17 protein-coding genes are annotated in these 17706 nt (G+C 58.4%); 9 read left to right on the top strand and 8 right to left on the bottom strand.

The features are described 5' to 3' along the window. Window positions 1–206: 206 nt before the first annotated feature. The 4 genes from ACRZ95_RS00290 to grxD all read left to right on the top strand — a co-directional run bounded on the left by ACRZ95_RS00290 (window position 207) and on the right by grxD (window position 5803). Window positions 207–2468 (top strand): mechanosensitive ion channel family protein, encoded by a 2262-nt coding sequence (locus ACRZ95_RS00290; protein WP_170675983.1) that lies wholly within the window; start codon window positions 207–209, stop codon window positions 2466–2468. Between the two features lie 188 nt (window positions 2469–2656). Next, the gene (gene purL / locus ACRZ95_RS00285) at window positions 2657–4816 is read left to right on the top strand and encodes a phosphoribosylformylglycinamidine synthase subunit PurL (protein WP_170675982.1); all 2160 of its coding nucleotides are present in this window, start codon (window positions 2657–2659) and stop codon (window positions 4814–4816) included. A gap of 138 nt (window positions 4817–4954) precedes the next feature. Continuing rightward, window positions 4955–5191, top strand: coding sequence for a BolA/IbaG family iron-sulfur metabolism protein (locus tag ACRZ95_RS00280; RefSeq protein ID WP_170373612.1), 237 nt, complete (start codon window positions 4955–4957; stop codon window positions 5189–5191). Window positions 5192–5440: 249 nt separating this feature from the next. Continuing rightward, a complete protein-coding gene (grxD, locus tag ACRZ95_RS00275; RefSeq protein ID WP_170458109.1) occupies window positions 5441–5803 on the top strand; it encodes a Grx4 family monothiol glutaredoxin in 363 nt (120 codons plus the stop codon). 7 nt (window positions 5804–5810) lie between these two features. On the opposite strand, the gene ACRZ95_RS00270 is transcribed toward grxD, so the two are convergent. Genes ACRZ95_RS00270 through ACRZ95_RS00260 form a run of 3 tightly spaced genes read right to left on the bottom strand, consistent with a single transcriptional unit; the run spans window position 5811 to window position 7398 of the window. After that, window positions 5811–6158 (bottom strand): MliC family protein, encoded by a 348-nt coding sequence (locus ACRZ95_RS00270; protein WP_170675981.1) that lies wholly within the window; start codon window positions 6156–6158, stop codon window positions 5811–5813. Beyond that, entirely contained in the window at window positions 6155–6547 is a 393-nt protein-coding gene (locus ACRZ95_RS00265; RefSeq protein ID WP_170638781.1) for a cell division protein ZapA, read from the bottom strand. Before ACRZ95_RS00265 ends, ACRZ95_RS00270 begins: the two co-directional genes overlap by 4 nt. Beyond that, complete coding sequence (locus ACRZ95_RS00260) at window positions 6547–7398, bottom strand: hypothetical protein (protein WP_170675980.1); 852 nt, start codon at window positions 7396–7398, stop codon at window positions 6547–6549. The genes ACRZ95_RS00265 and ACRZ95_RS00260 overlap by 1 nt, the downstream gene beginning before the upstream one ends. 236 nt (window positions 7399–7634) lie before the next feature. On the opposite strand from ACRZ95_RS00260, the gene tkt reads away from it, so the two are divergent. After that, window positions 7635–9656, top strand: coding sequence for a transketolase (gene tkt / locus ACRZ95_RS00255; RefSeq protein ID WP_170373607.1), 2022 nt, complete (start codon window positions 7635–7637; stop codon window positions 9654–9656). Between the two features lie 50 nt (window positions 9657–9706). On the opposite strand, the gene ACRZ95_RS00250 is transcribed toward tkt, so the two are convergent. Together ACRZ95_RS00250 and ACRZ95_RS00245 are read right to left on the bottom strand one after the other, a co-directional pair. After that, a complete protein-coding gene (locus tag ACRZ95_RS00250; RefSeq protein ID WP_170675979.1) occupies window positions 9707–10507 on the bottom strand; it encodes a thioesterase family protein in 801 nt (266 codons plus the stop codon). Between the two features lie 77 nt (window positions 10508–10584). Next, window positions 10585–11556, bottom strand: coding sequence for a DUF808 domain-containing protein (locus ACRZ95_RS00245; RefSeq protein ID WP_170675978.1), 972 nt, complete (start codon window positions 11554–11556; stop codon window positions 10585–10587). A 181-nt stretch (window positions 11557–11737) separates the two neighbouring features. Between ACRZ95_RS00245 and gap (ACRZ95_RS00240) the strand changes: the two genes are divergently transcribed. The 3 genes from gap (ACRZ95_RS00240) to gap (ACRZ95_RS00230) all read left to right on the top strand — a co-directional run bounded on the left by gap (ACRZ95_RS00240) (window position 11738) and on the right by gap (ACRZ95_RS00230) (window position 14041). Beyond that, window positions 11738–12739 (top strand): type I glyceraldehyde-3-phosphate dehydrogenase, encoded by a 1002-nt coding sequence (gap, locus tag ACRZ95_RS00240; RefSeq protein ID WP_170467120.1) that lies wholly within the window; start codon window positions 11738–11740, stop codon window positions 12737–12739. A 71-nt stretch (window positions 12740–12810) separates the two neighbouring features. Beyond that, window positions 12811–12954 carry a hypothetical protein gene (locus tag ACRZ95_RS00235; protein ID WP_170458101.1) on the top strand — a complete coding sequence of 48 codons (144 nt, stop codon included), beginning with the start codon at window positions 12811–12813 and terminating at the stop codon, window positions 12952–12954. Window positions 12955–13036: 82 nt separating this feature from the next. Next, complete coding sequence (gap, locus tag ACRZ95_RS00230) at window positions 13037–14041, top strand: type I glyceraldehyde-3-phosphate dehydrogenase (RefSeq protein ID WP_170675977.1); 1005 nt, start codon at window positions 13037–13039, stop codon at window positions 14039–14041. On the opposite strand, the gene coaD is transcribed toward gap (ACRZ95_RS00230), so the two are convergent. From coaD to ACRZ95_RS00215, 3 genes are all read right to left on the bottom strand, one after another. Beyond that, the gene (coaD, locus tag ACRZ95_RS00225) at window positions 14033–14524 is read right to left on the bottom strand and encodes a pantetheine-phosphate adenylyltransferase (protein ID WP_170548987.1); all 492 of its coding nucleotides are present in this window, start codon (window positions 14522–14524) and stop codon (window positions 14033–14035) included. The genes gap (ACRZ95_RS00230) and coaD overlap by 9 nt on opposite strands. A gap of 85 nt (window positions 14525–14609) precedes the next feature. After that, a complete protein-coding gene (locus tag ACRZ95_RS00220) occupies window positions 14610–15047 on the bottom strand; it encodes a CBS domain-containing protein (protein ID WP_170659465.1) in 438 nt (145 codons plus the stop codon). 60 nt (window positions 15048–15107) lie between these two features. After that, complete coding sequence (locus ACRZ95_RS00215) at window positions 15108–16010, bottom strand: LysR family transcriptional regulator (RefSeq protein WP_170675976.1); 903 nt, start codon at window positions 16008–16010, stop codon at window positions 15108–15110. Between the two features lie 106 nt (window positions 16011–16116). Here ACRZ95_RS00215 and ACRZ95_RS00210 point away from each other — a divergent pair, with 106 nt between their 5' ends. Next, window positions 16117–17616, top strand: a complete 1500-nt coding sequence (locus ACRZ95_RS00210; RefSeq protein ID WP_170675975.1) for a CoA-acylating methylmalonate-semialdehyde dehydrogenase — start codon at window positions 16117–16119, stop codon at window positions 17614–17616. Window positions 17617–17706 lie beyond the last annotated feature (90 nt).

The raw sequence follows: 17706 nt of genomic DNA, 5'->3' as shown, positions 1-17706 counted from the left end.
GTGATGCTGAAACGCTCATCATCTTCATACCTCCCTGTTGGACTATGGCCGAGCTTAGTGCTCGGCCTTTTTTTTGGCTTCTCCCAAATTCATTTTTTAGTTTTCCCCAATCTCACCGTCCAGAGCGATGAAATTTCTGGGAAAATCTCCGACACCTGCCTATGATCCGAAAAAACGTTTAAAAATTCGTGTTCGAGGACAGAACCATGATAAGCCCCCTCCGCCTTCTGGCGGCGATTTTTTCACTAATTTTAACGGTCGGACCGCTGCATGCACAAGTTGCGGGCACGTCGACCTCCAGTGCGCCTGCCACCGTCGATATCCCCGAGGACCTCACGCCCGAACAAGTGGACGATCTGGTCGCCCGTATGTCGGATGATCAGGTCCGCTCTATCCTGTTAGAGCGTCTGGACGCGGTGGCAGAGAAAAACGCAGCCGCTGCAGAGGATCGCGAGGATCCGATTACCGAGTTGAATGAAGTCTGGAGCGAAATGGTCGCCTCGTGGACGCATGTCATAACGACCGTCCCTAATATCTTCAGCGCGCAAGCCACCGCCATCAAGAATTTTGCGACCACATTCACCTCATTCGGTGCGTTGGTTTTGATGGGGCTGGTTGCTAGTGTTCTGGTTGTGGGCTTCATCGCCGAAAAACTGTTCGAGATTCTGACCCGCCGCTGGCATGTCCAGACCGAGGCCGAAGCCGAAGGCGATCTCTGGGGCGCTGCCCGCTATCTTTTCGGTCGTTTCTGTCGGGAAATCGCAGGGCTTGTAGTGTTCTACGTGGTCATCCGCGCGGTTGGACGTGGCCTGCTGACGCCCGAGCAAATCACATATGCCGGGCCGTTTGTGTTCTACCTGATCTGGATACCACGGCTGGGTGCCGCCGTCTCGCGCTTTGTGCTGGCGCCGAACAAACCTCATTTCCGTCTGGTCAATATCGACGATCACTGGGCGAAGTATCTGCATCGCAATCTGATCGGGCTGCTGATCCTGATCGGTTTCACCCTGTTCCTGCTGCACTTCAACAACCTGAACGGCATCACAGGGGATGATACGCGTATCGGCTTCTGGCTGAACGCAGGCATCCACATCTACATTGGCTTGATCGCATGGAAAGCGCGTGAAGGTCTGTCGCAGATGATGTTGGGAACTGACCCAGACCACACCAAGTTCGACGAGGAAGTGGCACACTATTACCCCTACTTCGCCATCGCGGTCTCGGCAGCGACTTGGCTGCTGGTCGAGTTCCTGGTGGCTCAGCGCAACCCGGCATCGTTGGCTCTGCTGGTTCAGGGCGCGCATTTCACGACCATGTTCTGGCTGTTGATCGCCCCGGCGCTCGACACACTGATCCGAGGGCTTGTCCGGCATCTGCAACCGCCGATGCAGGGCGAAGGTTCGGTGGCTGAACGCGCCTATAAGTCAACCAAGCGCAGCTACATCCGTATCGGTCGGGTTCTGGCGGGCATTCTTGTCATCTTGATGATCGCCAATGCCTGGGATCTCGATCTGCAGGAAATCGCTGGTGGAGACGCGGATTCCGGCAGCAAACTGGTGCAGTTCTTCATCATCATCGCCGTGGGCTACATCCTGAACGAGGTCGTCTCGCTCTGGATCAACCGCCGACTGGCGAAAGAGATGACCGCCGCGCAAAGCCCGGACGAAGAAGCCGGCGAAGGCGGCGGTGCTGGTGGCTCGCGTCTTGCAACGGTTTTGCCGCTGCTGCGGGTAACGGCTCAGGTGGCGATTGCCGTGATCTTCGTTTTGCTGGCCTTAGGCGCCCTTGGGCTCGACATCACACCGCTTCTGGCTGGTGCTGGTATCCTGGGTCTGGCCATCGGTTTCGGTGCGCAAAAACTGGTGTCTGACATCGTTGGCGGCATTTTCTTCCTGATCGACGATGCCTTCCGCGTGGGTGAGTATGTCGATGTGGGTGGCACCACCGGCACGGTCGAGAAGATCTCGATCCGCTCGATGCAGCTGCGTCACCATCGCGGGCCGGTGCACACCATTCCCTATGGTGAGATTCAGAAGCTGACTAACTACAGCCGCGACTGGGTCATCATGAAGCTGAAGTTCACCGTGCCTTTCGACACCGATCCCAACAAGGTGAAGAAGATCTTTAAGAAGATCGGCGCCGAGATGATGGAGGACGAGACCCACAAGGATGGCTTCCTTCAGCCGTTCAAGTCTCAGGGCGTGTTCGACTTTGACGATGTCGGCATGATTATCCGGGGCAAGTTTATGGCCAAACCCGGCAAGCAGTTCACGTTGCGCAAAGAGATCTTCAACCGCGTCAAGGCCGCCTTCAAGGAGAACGGAATTGACTTCGCCCGCCGCGAAGTGCGCGTTGCCATCCCCGGTCTGGATGACGCTGAACACCTGAGTGAAGACCAGAAAGCAGCCGTTGGCGCCGCCGCTGGAGCGGTCGCGCAGCAAGCGCAGCAACAAGACCAACAGAAGTAAACTCACCCGGCACGCGGCTGTCTCTGTCGCGTGCCGGTACCTCATTTGAGGCTCTGTACGATCCGCACAATTTGCACCTTTGTCCGGTTTGCAACAGGACAGCGCGCGGAAAGTGCCTTTTCTCTTCCCCCCGGCGGTCCCTTCCCCTAAAAGGCGCCAAACATTGCCATCTCGGGGACCGAAACAGGATGCAAGAGCCAGCCATCACACCTGATCTGATTGCCGCCCACGGGTTGAAGCCCGAGGAATACGACATGATCCTCGAGATCATCGGGCGTGAGCCGACATTCACCGAGCTTGGCATTTTCTCGGCTATGTGGAACGAGCATTGCTCTTATAAATCCTCCAAGAAATGGCTGCGCACCCTGCCTACATCCGGCCCTCAGGTGATCTGCGGCCCGGGTGAGAATGCGGGCGTGGTCGATATCGGCGACGGGCAAGCAGTTGTTTTCAAGATGGAAAGCCACAACCACCCGTCTTACATCGAACCCTATCAGGGTGCGGCAACCGGCGTTGGCGGCATTCTGCGCGACGTCTTCACCATGGGCGCGCGCCCGATCGCCTCGATGAACGCCCTGTCCTTTGGTGAGCCCGGCCACCACAAGACCCGCCAGCTGGTCAACGGCGTGGTCGAAGGTATCGGCGGCTACGGCAACTGCTTCGGCGTGCCCTGCGTCGGTGGCGAGGTCCGCTTCCACCCGGCCTACAACGGCAACTGTCTTGTGAACGCCTTCGCGGCAGGTTTGGCAGACAGCGATAAAATCTTCTACTCGGCGGCCTCTGGCGTCGGAATGCCAGTCGTGTACCTCGGTGCCAAAACGGGACGTGACGGTGTTGGCGGTGCGACCATGGCCTCGGCCGAGTTCGACGATACCATCGAAGAGAAACGTCCCACCGTTCAGGTCGGCGACCCCTTTACTGAAAAGCGCCTCATGGAGGCGACGCTGGAGCTGATGAAAACCGGCGCCGTGATTTCGATCCAGGACATGGGCGCGGCAGGCCTGACCTGCTCGGCCGTTGAGATGGGCGACAAAGGTGGTCTGGGTGTCCGTCTGGACCTCGAAAACGTACCGCAGCGCGAAGAGAACATGACAGCCTATGAGATGATGCTGTCCGAGTCTCAGGAACGCATGTTGATGGTTCTGAAACCCGAGCTTGAGGCTGAAGCTCGGGCCGTGTTCGAAAAGTGGGACCTCGACTTTGCCATCGTCGGAGAAACCATCGCCGAAGACCGCTTCCTGATCATGCACAATGGCGAGGTGAAGGCTGATCTGGTCCTGTCGAAACTCTCGTCGACCGCGCCGGAATATGACCGCCCATGGGTCGCGACACCCGAGGCTGAGGAATTGGCCGACGTCCCGCAGATCGACCCGATTGATGGTCTGCGTGCCCTGCTCTCTTCGCCCAACTATGCGGGCAAGCAGTGGGTCTATGAGCAGTATGACACCATGGTTATGGCCGACAGCGCCCGCACCCCGGGTCTGGGTGCCGGTATGGTGCGTGTTCACGGTACCGACAAGGTACTGGCTTTCACCTCGGATGTGACGCCGCGCTATGTCCGCGCCAACCCGGTCGAAGGCGGCAAGCAAGCGGTAGCCGAGGCTTATCGCAACCTGACCGCTGTCGGGGCCAAACCACTGGCCACAACCGACAACCTGAACTTCGGCAACCCGGAAAAACCCGAGATCATGGGCCAGTTCGTAGGTGCAATCCAAGGCATCGGAGCCGCCGTTGGCGCGCTGGATGTGCCCATCGTGTCTGGCAACGTCTCGCTTTACAACGAGACCGACGGTCAGGCGATCCTGCCGACCCCTACCATTGGCGCCGTTGGCCTGCTCAACCACACCGATGAGATCATCGGAAACGAGGTGCGCGAAGGTCACGTGGCCCTCGTGATCGGTGAAACCAAAGGCCATCTGGGCCAATCCGCCCTTCTGGCCGAGGTGTTCAACCGCGAAGAAGGCGATGCGCCCCACGTGGATCTTGAGGCCGAGAAACGCAACGGCGACTTCATCCGCGCCAATCGCGAGATGATCAAGGCCTGCACCGACCTGAGCGACGGTGGCCTAGCGCTTGCCGCGTTTGAACTGGCCGAAGCAGCGGGCGTTGGCGTTCACCTCGACGATGCCTCGACCGAGGTACTGTTCGGCGAAGATCAAGCCCGCTATTTGGTCGCCTGCAACTTTGATCAGGCCGAGGCATTGATGATTGCAGCCGGTCAGGCTGGCGTTCCCCTGACCTCAGTCGGTCGCTTTACGGGCGAAACTGTAAAGATCGGCAGTTCCGAAGCCCCTCTGGCCGAATTGACTGAGGTTTTCCGCCAAAGCTTTGCAACCGCGGTCGCCTGATCACACTACTCTTTCTACAAACCAATAGCCCCGCACCCTGATCGGTGCGGGATTTGCATATGTGAAAGACCTTCCACATCTTGCACGCGCCTTCCCATCGCTCTACATCTTGGGAAAGACCTTCAGGAGTAAGCCTACATGCCGATGAGCGCCCACGAGATTGAAACCCTGCTGCGCGAGAGCTTTCCCAACGCGGAAATTCAGGTTGGCGGCAGCGATGGCGTTCACATGTCCGCCATGGTCGTGGACGAGAGCTTTCGCGGCAAGAACCGCGTCCAGCAACAGCGCGCTGTTTATGCGGCCTTGAAAGGCAAAATGGACGGCCCGGACGGTGACCTGCACGCACTTGCTCTAACCACCAAAGTTCCGGAGTAAAATGGAACATGCGATTGTAATCTCAATTGCGGTTTCCGTTTTTGTTTTGCTCATCGCGCTGTTGGCGCGGAACAACTCAAAGACTGGGCGCAAGACGAGGCGTGGATCGCCGCCCGGACAGGGATAACACCTCCTATATTCCTCCAATCAATCACATGACGCTACAATTAGCTCGGCAGAGACCCATATCCCCAAGGATACGCAAGATTACGCCAAAGCTATGATGCCGAAGAGCAAAGGAAACGCGAAATGACCGACGTGAAGACCCAGATCGACGAAACCGTCAAAGCCAATGACGTGGTGCTCTATATGAAAGGCACCAAAGAGATGCCTCAGTGCGGTTTCTCATCCCGTGTGGCAGGTGTGCTGAACTACATGGGCGTGGACTATGCCGATGTGAATGTTCTGGCCGACGAAGCAGTCCGTCAAGGCATCAAGGACTATTCGGACTGGCCGACCGTGCCGCAGCTTTATGTCAAAGGCGAGTTTGTCGGTGGCTGCGATATCATCACCGAAATGACCCTTTCGGGTGAATTGGACACTCTGTTTGATGAAAACGGTGTCGGCTACAACAAGGACGCAGCCGACAAAATCCGTGAGGCCAATGCCTAATCCGGCCTTAACGGCTGGAGCAATCCTGAAAAATGACCTGTTCACTGGCGGCGTTTGTCGCCAGGAAGCTCACCGTGGCATTCCACCCTTTTGATCGCAGGATATAGGTTCCGTTCGTATCCACGGATTCGTACCGAATGCCCGAACCGCTCTCGACCTGACGCATCGCGACCAGAGAATTGTCGACCATCGTTGCCGCGGCGCCTGAACCGTCCGATGCGTTGAAATAGGTCACTGGTAGCGGAATACCGTTCTCGCAGTTGAAGGTCACCGTCAGTATGTCGATCTCGGCCAATGCCTTGGACGCACATACAAGGGCCACGGCCCCGCAAATCAAGCCGCATGCTCGTTTCATTTTGTTTTTTCCTCGATGTCTGATGCCAGGGCTTCGGCCCGTGCGGCCAATTCGGCCAGTGTATCCGTAACCGAAGGCGGCACGACAGCGACCTCGATCCGTTCGGGTTCGGGTGCAGGCGCGCTGCGTAGCGTTTGAAGCTCGGCCTCAGTTTCGGCCAGCTTCGCCTCAAGCGCTTTGACTTTGTCATCAGTCGCGGCTGTTTTATCCGCCAACATTAGACCGGCCATCAACAACATGCGGGATTCGGGCATACGCCCAATCTGATCCGAAAGCACCTGCGCTTCGTCATCCAGCATTTTCGCGGCGGCCTGCAGAAAACTTTCTTCCCCGTCCTGACAAGACACGTCAAACCCGCGCCCGCCGATATGAATGGTCACTTCGGGCATTACTCAACCTCACCTTCTGCCAGTTTCGCCTGCGATAGCAGAGGCTCAAGGCGCGCCAGAACAGCCCGTGCCTCGGCCGCATCGGTCGCTTGGGCAGCGCGTGTTGCTTCCAACTCCGCTACAGTCGCCTGATTCAACAGCTCTGCATCTTGAACACCCTCTTGCGCCGCAGCGCGTAGGGCATCGACAGAATTGCGGAGTTGCTCGTTCGCCTGCCGCATTCTCTGCAGGTCGTCATCAAGACGTGACATGGCAGCCCCGTGGCTTGCACGCTCGGCCCTCAACATCTCCAGCTCCGCGTTCAGCTCGGCCACCCTTTCGCTATCGGCCAATTCGGCCCGCAAACGGTTATTTTCGGCCTCAATGTCTCCAGCCCGCAAAATAGCAGCCCTCATCTCTTCAATCTCGGCCCGCAGCGTTGCCGGGTCTTCGCTACCTTCCAGATCGGCCCGCAATTGCGCGTTCTCGGCTTTCAGAGCGTCCAGTTCCTCGGTGTTTTCCAGTGCCGCCTTCGCCTCAGCCAGTTCGGCTCGCGCAGCCTCGACCGCAGAAAGCTTGGTTGCGGCTTCGGCCAACTCAGCCCGCAGTGCGTCCACATCGGCCGTAGGCTCTGGAGCAGCACGCAGCGCCTCCATATCGGCGCGCATACCGTCAACTTCCTGCTCGTGGCGTTCCTTCAACGAGGTCAGGCGCTCTTGCAGCTGCGCGTTGGCAACACGCTCATCATCCAGCGCTGCTTGCAAGCCATGATCTGCATCGCCCGCGGGTGCGCTTTGCAGGGCTGTCACGCCCGTGCCAATTCGCTCCATCGCAGCAAGAATGCGTTGCTGTAACTCTTCAATCTGGCTCATGCCCCTGTCACCTCTTAACCAAGGTTCATTCTGTTGCCGAACCGTCCGAATCAAGAATCGGTTCCGCTTGGGCCCAGTCTAGCGGAATGTGAGGGAAAATACCCACTGTTTGGTTTCAAAGGCTTGGACAGCTCTCTTCAAGCGGTGCGACCTTGTTTCGCCCGGTTCTGCTTGCACTTTGAGGGCTGAATGCTATTGAGCGCGCAATCTGCTTCAAACCCAAAGGAACAACGCCCGTGGACCTGACTGCGCTGCGCAATGCAAACCCCGAACACTGGGACAAAGCTGCGGCCATCCGCACCCTGACCCTTGACGCCGTCGCTGCCGCCAATTCCGGCCATTCCGGTATGCCGATGGGCATGGCCGATGTTGCGACCGTCCTGTTCGAAAAGCACCTGAAATTCGACGCCTCGGCTCCGAACTGGCCGGACCGCGACCGGTTCATTCTGTCGGCGGGTCACGGATCGATGCTGATCTATTCGCTGCTTTATCTCACCGGCCACGCGGATGTGACGCTGGACGAGATCAAGAACTTCCGTCAGCTGGGCGCGAAAACTGCGGGTCACCCGGAGAACTTCCTGGTCGACGGGATCGAGACCACAACTGGCCCACTGGGTCAGGGTATCTCAAACGCTGTGGGCTTTGCCATGGCCGAGGAAATCCAGCGCGCGCATTACGGCAAGAAGATCGTTGATCACTACACCTACGTGATCGCAGGCGACGGCTGCCTGATGGAGGGCGTCAGCCAAGAGGCGATCACCCTCGCCGGTCGTCATGAGCTGGGCAAACTGATCGTCTTCTGGGATGACAACAACATCACCATCGACGGCACCGTGGATATCGCCGACCGTACCGATCAGGTGCGCCGTTTTGCGGCCTCGGGCTGGCATGTTATCGAGATCGACGGCCATGATCCCCAAGCGATCGACGCGGCTATCACGCAGGCGAAAAAGTCGAAGAAACCTTCGATGATTGCCTGCAAAAGCCACATCGCTCTGGGTCACGCCGCACAGGATACCTCGAAAGGTCATGGCGCGCTGACAGACCAGGAGCAGCTGAAGGCCGCCAAAGAAGGCTATGGCTGGCCGCATGACGCGTTCGAAATCCCTGCCAATGTGAAATCGGCTTGGGAAGCCATCGGCGCCCGTGGTGCCGCCGAGCGTGCAGAATGGGAAGAGCGTTTCGCGCAAATCTCGGAACGCAAACAGGCCGAGTTCAACCGCGCCTATGCGTTTGAGGCCCCCAAGAAACTGGCCGGTGCGATCCGTTCGTTCAAGAAACAGATGTCGGAAGATCAGCCCAAGCTGGCCACCCGCGCCTCGTCCGAAAAGGTTCTGAACGTTGTGAACCCGATCATGACCGAGACCGTCGGCGGCTCGGCTGACCTGACCGGTTCGAACAACACCAAATCGGCTGATATGGGTGTGTTCCTGCCCGAAAACCGCAAGGGTCGCTACATCCACTACGGTATCCGTGAGCACGGCATGGCTGCTGCGATGAACGGTATGGCGCTGCATGGCGGTATTCGCCCCTATGGCGGCACCTTCATGGCCTTCACCGACTATGCGCGCCCGTCCATGCGTCTGGCTGCGCTGATGAAAATCCCGTCGGTCTTCGTGATGACCCACGACTCGATCGGTCTGGGTGAAGACGGCCCGACCCACCAGCCCGTCGAGCATCTGGCAATCAGCCGCGCGACGCCGAACACCTATGTGTTCCGCCCCGCCGACACCGTCGAGACCGCTGAAGCCTGGGAACTGGCGCTGACCTTCAAGGACAGCCCCTCGGTCCTGTCGCTGACCCGTCAGGGCGTGCCGACCGTGCGCAAGGATCACAAAGCCAAGAACTTGACCGCACAGGGTGGTTACGTTCTGGCGGAAGCCGAGAGCAAGCGTCAGGCAATCCTGATCGCTACGGGCTCTGAGGTTTCGCTGGCGATGGAAGCCAAAGCGATGCTTGAAGCCGAAGGCATCGGCACCCGCGTCGTCTCCATGCCGTGTATGGAGCTTTTCGCCGAACAAGACGAAGCTTACCGCAAACGCGTTCTGCCCGCCGGTGCTGTCCGCGTCGGTATCGAAGCTGCCGTTCGCGCCGGTGGCTGGGACCGCTGGTTGCTGGGTGAGCGTGGTCGCGAAGCCAAGGCAGGTTTCATCGGCATGTCGAGCTTTGGTGCCTCTGCTCCGGCTGGTGAGCTATATAAGCATTTCGGCATTACCGCCGAAGCGACCGTAGCCAAGGTCAAAGAACTTCTGGGCTAATCCAGCCTGCCACAAAATGAAAAGCCCCGGTCCACGCCGGGGCTTTTTTCTTACACGAAGATGATCACGGATTGCATTCCATCCACGATCAAATCGCCTTCTGTGTTCCAAACGCGCATGACCTGCGAACTATAGCCATCGCGGCCTGCGGTCAGTTGGTGCTCCAGTAAGAACCAACCGTCGCGTGTTTGAATATCCTCGGACAACACGTTGAAAATCCAGTTCATTGACGAATTTGGTCCGGGTTTCTTTAGCGTGGGGTAGATAGCTGGCGGTGGGAGGTCAGCGATTGCAATCAACCCCTCCGTCCTGTCCCACATCCGAGGATCGTTGTGTCGGGCCCAAAGGCGCAGATACCCACGTTCTGCCCCCATGAAAGGCAATTCACCCTCGACCTTTCTGACCTCAAAGTTTGCAAGGAAAGGTATCGGCGGTCGCGGCAAATCTGGGGGGAAATAATACTCCGTCATCTCGGGCGCATCTGCGGGTTTGGCAGGGCAGTCGAACGCGACATGGCTGTCTTGCGCGCGGCCAAAGGAAAATGTCGCTTGCGCCGCAACACTGCCACCGATTTCGGCACGAGCGTTGATGGTCGTCACATTGCGCCCCTCGCGCATAACTTCCGTTCTGACTTGCGGCGGATCACTGATCGGCGCCGTGAAATTGACCAGAGCCGATCTGAGGGGCGGTAAATCTTTGTGCCGAATGTAAACCGTTGACAGCATTAGGGCCGACGAAAACCCACCGAATGTTGTGCGGCCTTGCTTCCAGTTCTGCGGCACCTGGTAGCTGAGGCAATCGTCTTGCGCCTCAGCGGCGCTGAGGACATCGAACAGGGATGGCTCGGACATGGGAGCTCCACTTAGCTATTGGCACGTCGAGGATAATCTGACCGCAGGGGGAGGCCAGCAGGACCTAACGTCACCGCCTAGTGGTCTTTTGATGAACCTGAAAACGCCCCCATCACGGGCCCGATGACTTTGGTTGCCAGAGGGATCAAGACCATCCCCCAGGCCAGACCAAAGATGCCGTCCATCGTCGCCTTGGCGATCCACTCCGCCGCGGCCTCCCATTGCGCCGAGACCGAATGACCAACCGCATAAGCCCAGCCATGGATATGATGCCCAAGCCAGCCAAAGCCCAGAACCTCCATCCCGTGGATGACGATGGACCCGCCCACCCACAGCATGGCCGCCGTTCCGACGATCGACAGGGTTTTCATTACCGTGGGCATGGCCTTGACCAACCCGCGCCCCAGACCTCGACCCACCGGCGTCGGAGCGTTTCTGGCCAGATACAGCCCGACATCGTCCATCTTCACGATCAAAGCGACCGAGCCATAGACGGCCACCGTCACCCCCAGCCCAACAACAGCCAAAGTCGCCGCCTGCATCCACACATTCGGAGCCTCAATCGCCGCCAGCGCAATGGTCATGATCTCAGCCGACAGGATGAAATCCGTCTTGATCGCACCTTTGACCTTCTGTTCTTCAAGGTGGCCCGGATCGCGTACATCCATGTCCTTTTCAATGGCGTGGCTACCATGTGGGAACAGAACGTGGAATATCTTCTCGGCCCCTTCGAAACACAGATATGACCCGCCCAGCATCAGCAGAGGTGTAATCAGCCAAGGCGCGAAATTCGCAAGCAACAAGGCGACTGGTAGTAGCAGAATGAGTTTGTTGAAAACCGACCCACGGGCAATACGCCAAATGATCGGCAACTCACGCGCGGGCGCGAAGCCCTGTACGTATTTCGGCGTAACCGCAGCGTCGTCGATAATCACCCCAGCAGTTTTGGCCCCTGCCTTGCCAGCAGCCGCCACGACATCATCCACCGAGGCCGCAGCCACTTTGGCGATCCCCGCCACATCATCCAAAAGGGCCAACAGTCCGCTCATCGCGTGTCCTTTCCTGTCACCTGCCGCAAACGGACCCTACCCGATCCAACAGCTAGCGCAAGCGTTAGCGCAATCTGCCCAGGTTTGCGCTAACACCTTAAAAATATGCCGCTTTTGCCCTTTTGAGATTCCGGTTTCAAGGCTATATGGCCTCAAACGCAAGCGCATTTGGAGACGTCACATGACCATCAAGGTCGGTATCAATGGTTTTGGCCGCATTGGCCGCTGTACCCTGTCGCACATTGCCGCCTCGGGCCGCAACGACATCGAAGTGATCAAAGTCAACGCCACCGGCCCGCTCGAAACATCGGCGCATCTGCTGAAATATGACAGCATTCACGGCCGTTTCCCGCGCGAAGTTTCGATCGAAGGCGACACCATGGATCTGGGCCGAGGCCCGATGCAGATGTTCTCGACCTACGACATGAACGAACTGGATTGGGAAGGCTGCGACGTCGTTCTGGAATGCACCGGCAAGTTCAACGACGGCACCAAGGCAAAAACCCACCTCGATCGCGGCGCGCGAAAGGTTCTTCTGTCGGCCCCCGGCAAGAATGTCGACAAGACCATCGTGTTCGGCGTGAACCACAACACGCTGACCGCGAATGACAACATGGTCTCGAACGGCTCCTGCACCACCAACTGCCTTGCTCCGCTTGCCAAGGTTCTGGACGAAGGTGTTGGCATTGAACACGGTATCATGACCACCATCCATGCCTATACTGGCGACCAGCCGACACTGGACCGTCGTCATAGCGACCTGTACCGTGCCCGCGCGGCGGCGATGTCGATGATCCCGACCTCGACCGGCGCGGCGGCTGCCTTGGGCGAGGTTCTGCCCAACTTGAAAGGTCGTCTGGACGGCTCGGCGATCCGCGTCCCTACTCCGAATGTTTCGGCCGTAGACCTGAGCTTCCGAGCCTCGCGCGACGTGACCGTTGAAGAGGTCAACGCAATCGTTGAAGAAGCTGCCAAAGGCCCGATGCAACGCGTTCTGGGCTATGAGCCCGCGCCGCTGGTCTCGACAGATTTCAACCATACCGAGGAAAGCTCGATCTTCGCACCGGATCAGACCCGCGTGGTCGACAACCGCATGGTCCGCGTGTTGGCGTGGTATGACAATGAATGGGGCTTCTCGGTTCGTATGGCCGATGTCGCCGTCGCCATGGGACGCCTTAACTGATTTTCCCATGATCGCTTGAACAGCTTCGCCCGCTCAGGTTATCTGAGCGGGCGTTTTTGTTCGGGGCCCTCATGACAAATCAAATCGCCATCTGGCTGGCGCTGCTGATCCTTGGCGCAATCATGCTGGACTATGCCCTGTTCGGAACTGAGCATTTTCTGTTCCTCGGCAAGAAACTTTACGACTTTCTCGACTGGCTCGCCTTCTGGCGCTGAGCAAGGTTTTACTTGACTTTCTCGCCGATCTCGCTTTGTTAGCGCTAACTCATTTCGAGCAGAGACTCTGACGGAGCAGGACATGACACTTAAACTGGCCATTAACGGATTTGGACGTATCGGGCGCGGCGTTTTGCGCGCGGTTATGGAGTCGGGACGGACCGACGTTGAAATCGTTGCGATCAACGATCTGGCCAAGCCGGAAATGAACGCCCATCTGTTCGAGTTTGACAGTGTTCATGGCCGCTACTCCAAGCCCGTCACGCTGTCCGAGGCCGGCCTCGACGTCGGCGCGGGTCCGATCCGTCTGACCAGCGAACGCGATCCCGAAGCGTTGGACTGGTCGGATGTCGATGTTGTACTGGAATGCACTGGCGTATTCCGGACCCGGGAAGCGGCTGAACGTCACCTGAAGAACGGCTCCAAGAAGGTTCTGATCTCGGCCCCGGCCCGTGGAGACGGCGGCGTCAAGACGATCGTATTTGGGGTGAACGACTCCGAACTGACCGCTGAGGACACGATCGTGTCGAATGCCTCATGCACCACCAACTGCCTGTCGCCTGTTGCTGCGGCGCTGGATGCCGGATTGGGGATCGTGCACGGCAACATGACCACCGTTCACGCCTATACCGCAAGCCAGCCAGTGCATGACACTGCGGGCAAAGACCCGTACCTGTCGCGCGCGGCGGCTTTGTCGATGATCCCGACAACCACCGGCGCTGCCGCAGCTGTTGGGCTGGTTCTGCCGCAGTTGGCGGGTAAGCTGACCGGTCAGGCGATCCGTGTGCCGACGCCGAATGTCTCGGTGGTTGATCTGGTGGCCGAGGTTTCGCGCCCGACGACCGAGGAAGAGGTCAACGCCCTGTTTGTTGAGGCCGCTGCCAAAATCCCTGGCGTTCTGGCCGCGGAAAACCGTCCGCTGATCTCGATCGATTTCAACCACGACGCGCATAGCTCGACCGTGTCGCTGGCTGAGACCAAGGTCACTGATGGCACGCTGGTGCGCGTGCTGGCATGGTATGACAACGAATGGGGCTTCTCGAACCGGATGCTGGACACAGCCGCCGCGATGGGCGCGTTATCCTAACCGCTCTTTAAGGGCCACATTCACGCGGGGCGTGACGAATTTCGACACGTCCCCGCCTAAACGCGCGATCTCTTTCACCAGTTTCGATGCAATGGCCTGATGCCGCGCTTCGGCCATCAGGAACACGGTCTCGATGGAATCGTCCAGAGCCCGGTTCATGCCAACCATCTGGAATTCATACTCAAAATCCGCGACGGCCCGCAACCCACGCACGATAACCTGCGCGCCCACATCCCGCGCGCAGTCGATCAGCAAGTTCTCGAACGGATGCGCCACGATCTGGGTCCCCGTCTGTTCTGACAGATGCGCGCATTCCGCCTCGATCATGGCAACACGTTCTTCCAGTGAAAACAAAGGCCCTTTGTCGCGGTTGATGGCCACGCCGATCACCAGCTTGTCCACCAGCGCCGAGGCTCGACGGATGATGTCGATATGCCCCAAGGTGATCGGGTCAAAAGTTCCGGGATAAAGGCCAACCCGCATCACGCTCTCCTGCGTTCAAAAAACTCGGCGACAGCAAACACAATCATGCTGCAGGTGCAAGAGGGCGTTATGCCCTGCCCCCCCCTCAATGCCCCATGATCATGCCCTGCAGGGCGTCTTTTTCCATTGCAAGCTCGGTCAGTTGCGCCTTGACTACGTCCCCGAGGGTGACGATGCCGACAAGCTTGCCATCCTCGACAATCGGCATGTGGCGGAACCGGCCTTCGGTCATGCGTGCCAGAATATCTTCGACCGATTCCTGTCGTGTCGCAGTGATCAGGTCCTTGGTCATATAGCTATCGACCGATTGGTTCAGGCACCCGCTGCCGCTGGCCGCCAGTTCTCGGACGATGTCGCGTTCGGACAGGATACCGACGGCCGTGCTGCCTCCGTCCTCTGAGACAACAACTGTACCGATGCGTCTTTCCGCCAGAATCTTCGCCGCCTCGGACACAGTCGCGGATGGAGCGACGGTCACCACCTCATCGGTGGCTTTGGATGTCAGAATGGCTTGAACGAGCATAAAAAAACCTCCGGCAATAACGTACTGTTTTCCAAAGCGTTGCCGGAATGGTCATGTGTGTCAAGTTCCGGCTTCCGCCTCAAGCCGTGCAACTTCGTCGCGAATCCCACGGGTCAATGCCTGCGCAAAGCGGTTGAGGCGTTCGTTTCGCTGATCGCCTTGATGCCGCACCAGATGAAAGCTGCGGGTCAGACTGACCTGATCGGTCAACAACCTGCGCAGGTTCGGATGAAACGGAAGCGTGAAGTCATGCGCAACGCAGATCCCCGCCCCAAGCGCCGCCTTACGCAGCTGAACAGGTACCGAGTTCGATGCAAGCGCCACCCGGTCGATCCCCAGATCGTTGAGGTAATCTAACTCACGATCAAAAATCATATCAGGGATATAGCCGATCAAACGGTGGGCTTTGAGATCCTCGACCGTGCATATCGGGCCGCGTCGGTCCAGATAATTCTGCGCCGCAACCAGATGCAGTTTGTAGTCGCTGACTTTTTGCACCAGCAGTTTGCCTGCGGTCGGAGAGCTGACCGTGACAGCCATATCCGCCTCACGCCGCGACAAGTTGATGATCCTCGGCAAAGCAAGAATTTGAATGTCCAAATCCGGATTCGCGTCGCTTATCTTCGCGCAGACTTGAGGCAAAAGGTAGTTTGCCGAACCATCCGGAGCACCAATCCGAATCTGACCACTCAGCGACTCGGTCGACCCAACCACTGCGCCAGCGGCAGCGCGCATCGCCTCTTCGGCTTGCAGACCGTGATCCAGCAGGCGTTCTCCGGCGGTTGTTAAAATGTAGCCTTGTTGCGACTTAGTGAACAGCTGCGCGTCCAGACTGCCTTCTAACCGGGCGATCCTCCGGCCAACGGTAGCGGGGTCAATCTTGAGAATCCGCCCCGCTGACGACAGGCTTTCCTCACGCGCGACGGCAAGAAAAACGCGCATATCATCCCAATTTGGCGTCATCCCGCCCCACCCCTTGCATTTTTGCAAAGCTCTTTTGAGACATTGCCTCTGTTCAGGTTATTTCTGCAAGCCTATTCTGCGCGCAAACATATCGGAGGAGTTTGCAATGCAAGATCTGACTCATTTCATCAATGGCGAGAACGTGGCCGGAACCTCGGGTCGCTTTGATGACGTTTTCAACCCGGCAACGGGTGAAGTTCAGTACAAATGCCCAATGGCAAGTGCGGCCGAAACCACCGCCGCGATCGAATCCGCCTCGGCCGCGCAACCCGCGTGGGGCGCGACCAACCCGCAGAAACGCGCGCGCGTCATGATGGCCATGGTCGGCCTGATGAACCGCGACATGGACAAACTGGCCGAAGCGCTGAGCCGTGAGCATGGCAAGACCATCCCCGACGCCAAGGGCGACCTGCAGCGTGGCCTGGAGGTGATCGAATACTGCATCGGCGCACCGCAAATGCTGAAAGGTGAGTTCACCGACAGCGCAGGTCCGGGTATCGACATGTACTCGATGCGCCAGCCTTTGGGTGTTGTCGGTTCGATCATGCCGTTCAACTTCCCGGCGATGATGCCTCTGTGGCACGTTGGTCCGGCGCTGGCCTGCGGCAACGCCGTGGTTCTGAAGCCGTCCGAGCGTGACCCCTCCGTTCCGCTGATGCTTGCCGAGCTGTTCATTGAGGCCGGTCTGCCCAAGGGCGTCTTCCAGGTCGTCAATGGCGACAAAGAGGCCGTGGACACCATCCTGGACAGCGAAATCATTCAGGGCGTCAGCTTTGTGGGCTCGACCCCGATCGCGCAATACATCTACAGCCGCGCAACGGCAAACGGCAAACGCGCGCAGTGCTTCGGTGGTGCCAAGAACCACATGATCGTCATGCCCGACGCGGATCTGGATCAAGCCGCAGACGCGCTGGTCGGCGCAGGTTTCGGCGCGGCGGGCGAACGCTGCATGGCAATCTCGGTTGCCGTTCCTGTGGGCGAAGAAACCGCAGACCGTCTGATCGAGAAGCTGATCCCGCGCGTCGAAAAGCTGAAAGTCGGCCCCTACACAGCCGGAGACGACGTGGATATGGGACCCGTTGTGACCGGAGCTGCAAAAGAGCGTATCCTCAGCCTAATCAACTCGGGTGTTGAGCAAGGCGCGAAGCTGGTCGTCGACAACCGCGATTTCAGCCTGCAGGGCTATGAAGACGGTTTCTTCGTCGGCCCGCACCTGTTCGACCACGTGATGCCTGACATGGATATCTACAAGCAGGAAATCTTCGGCCCGGTCCTGTCGACCGTTCGCGCAGGCTCCTACGAAGAGGCAATCGGTCTGGCGATGGACCACGAATACGGCAACGGCACCGCGATCTTCACGCGCGATGGTGACACTGCACGTGACTTCGCCAGCCGGATCAACATCGGCATGGTTGGCATCAACGTCCCGATCCCGGTTCCGCTGGCCTACCACACCTTTGGCGGCTGGAAGAAATCCATGTTCGGTGACCTGAACCAGCACGGCCCAGACAGCTTCAAGTTCTACACTCGCACCAAGACTGTCACGGCCCGCTGGCCGTCGGGCATCAAGGAAGGTGGCGAGTTCAACTTCAAAGCGATGGACTGATCCAAAACCAAATCTGTTCAAACCCGGCCGCTCTGGCCGGGTTTTTCATTGGCAGGGTTCCGCCAAGACCCTCCAAAACCCGGAATCTCA

The organism is Ruegeria sp. AI3, assembly GCF_056541245.1.
The sequence above is the reverse complement of the archived record's forward strand: the minus strand, read 5'-3'. Positions and strand labels throughout refer to the sequence as shown.

What these genes read in the sequence shown, in the direction of transcription:
- ACRZ95_RS00210 (WP_170675975.1), top strand. Translation starts at nt 16,117, where the DNA reads ATGCAAGATCTGACTCATTTCATCAATGGCGAGAACGTGGCCGGAACC.
- ACRZ95_RS00280 (WP_170373612.1), top strand. Translation starts at nt 4,955, where the DNA reads ATGCCGATGAGCGCCCACGAGATTGAAACCCTGCTGCGCGAGAGCTTT.
- ACRZ95_RS00245 (WP_170675978.1), bottom strand. Translation starts at nt 11,556, where the DNA reads ATGAGCGGACTGTTGGCCCTTTTGGATGATGTGGCGGGGATCGCCAAA.
- coaD (WP_170548987.1), bottom strand. Translation starts at nt 14,524, where the DNA reads ATGCGGGTTGGCCTTTATCCCGGAACTTTTGACCCGATCACCTTGGGG.
- purL (WP_170675982.1), top strand. Translation starts at nt 2,657, where the DNA reads ATGCAAGAGCCAGCCATCACACCTGATCTGATTGCCGCCCACGGGTTG.
- ACRZ95_RS00215 (WP_170675976.1), bottom strand. Translation starts at nt 16,010, where the DNA reads ATGACGCCAAATTGGGATGATATGCGCGTTTTTCTTGCCGTCGCGCGT.
- gap (WP_170675977.1), top strand. Translation starts at nt 13,037, where the DNA reads ATGACACTTAAACTGGCCATTAACGGATTTGGACGTATCGGGCGCGGC.
- ACRZ95_RS00250 (WP_170675979.1), bottom strand. Translation starts at nt 10,507, where the DNA reads ATGTCCGAGCCATCCCTGTTCGATGTCCTCAGCGCCGCTGAGGCGCAA.
- ACRZ95_RS00290 (WP_170675983.1), top strand. Translation starts at nt 207, where the DNA reads ATGATAAGCCCCCTCCGCCTTCTGGCGGCGATTTTTTCACTAATTTTA.
- gap (WP_170467120.1), top strand. Translation starts at nt 11,738, where the DNA reads ATGACCATCAAGGTCGGTATCAATGGTTTTGGCCGCATTGGCCGCTGT.
- grxD (WP_170458109.1), top strand. Translation starts at nt 5,441, where the DNA reads ATGACCGACGTGAAGACCCAGATCGACGAAACCGTCAAAGCCAATGAC.
- ACRZ95_RS00265 (WP_170638781.1), bottom strand. Translation starts at nt 6,547, where the DNA reads ATGCCCGAAGTGACCATTCATATCGGCGGGCGCGGGTTTGACGTGTCT.
- ACRZ95_RS00270 (WP_170675981.1), bottom strand. Translation starts at nt 6,158, where the DNA reads ATGAAACGAGCATGCGGCTTGATTTGCGGGGCCGTGGCCCTTGTATGT.
- ACRZ95_RS00220 (WP_170659465.1), bottom strand. Translation starts at nt 15,047, where the DNA reads ATGCTCGTTCAAGCCATTCTGACATCCAAAGCCACCGATGAGGTGGTG.
- ACRZ95_RS00260 (WP_170675980.1), bottom strand. Translation starts at nt 7,398, where the DNA reads ATGAGCCAGATTGAAGAGTTACAGCAACGCATTCTTGCTGCGATGGAG.
- ACRZ95_RS00235 (WP_170458101.1), top strand. Translation starts at nt 12,811, where the DNA reads ATGACAAATCAAATCGCCATCTGGCTGGCGCTGCTGATCCTTGGCGCA.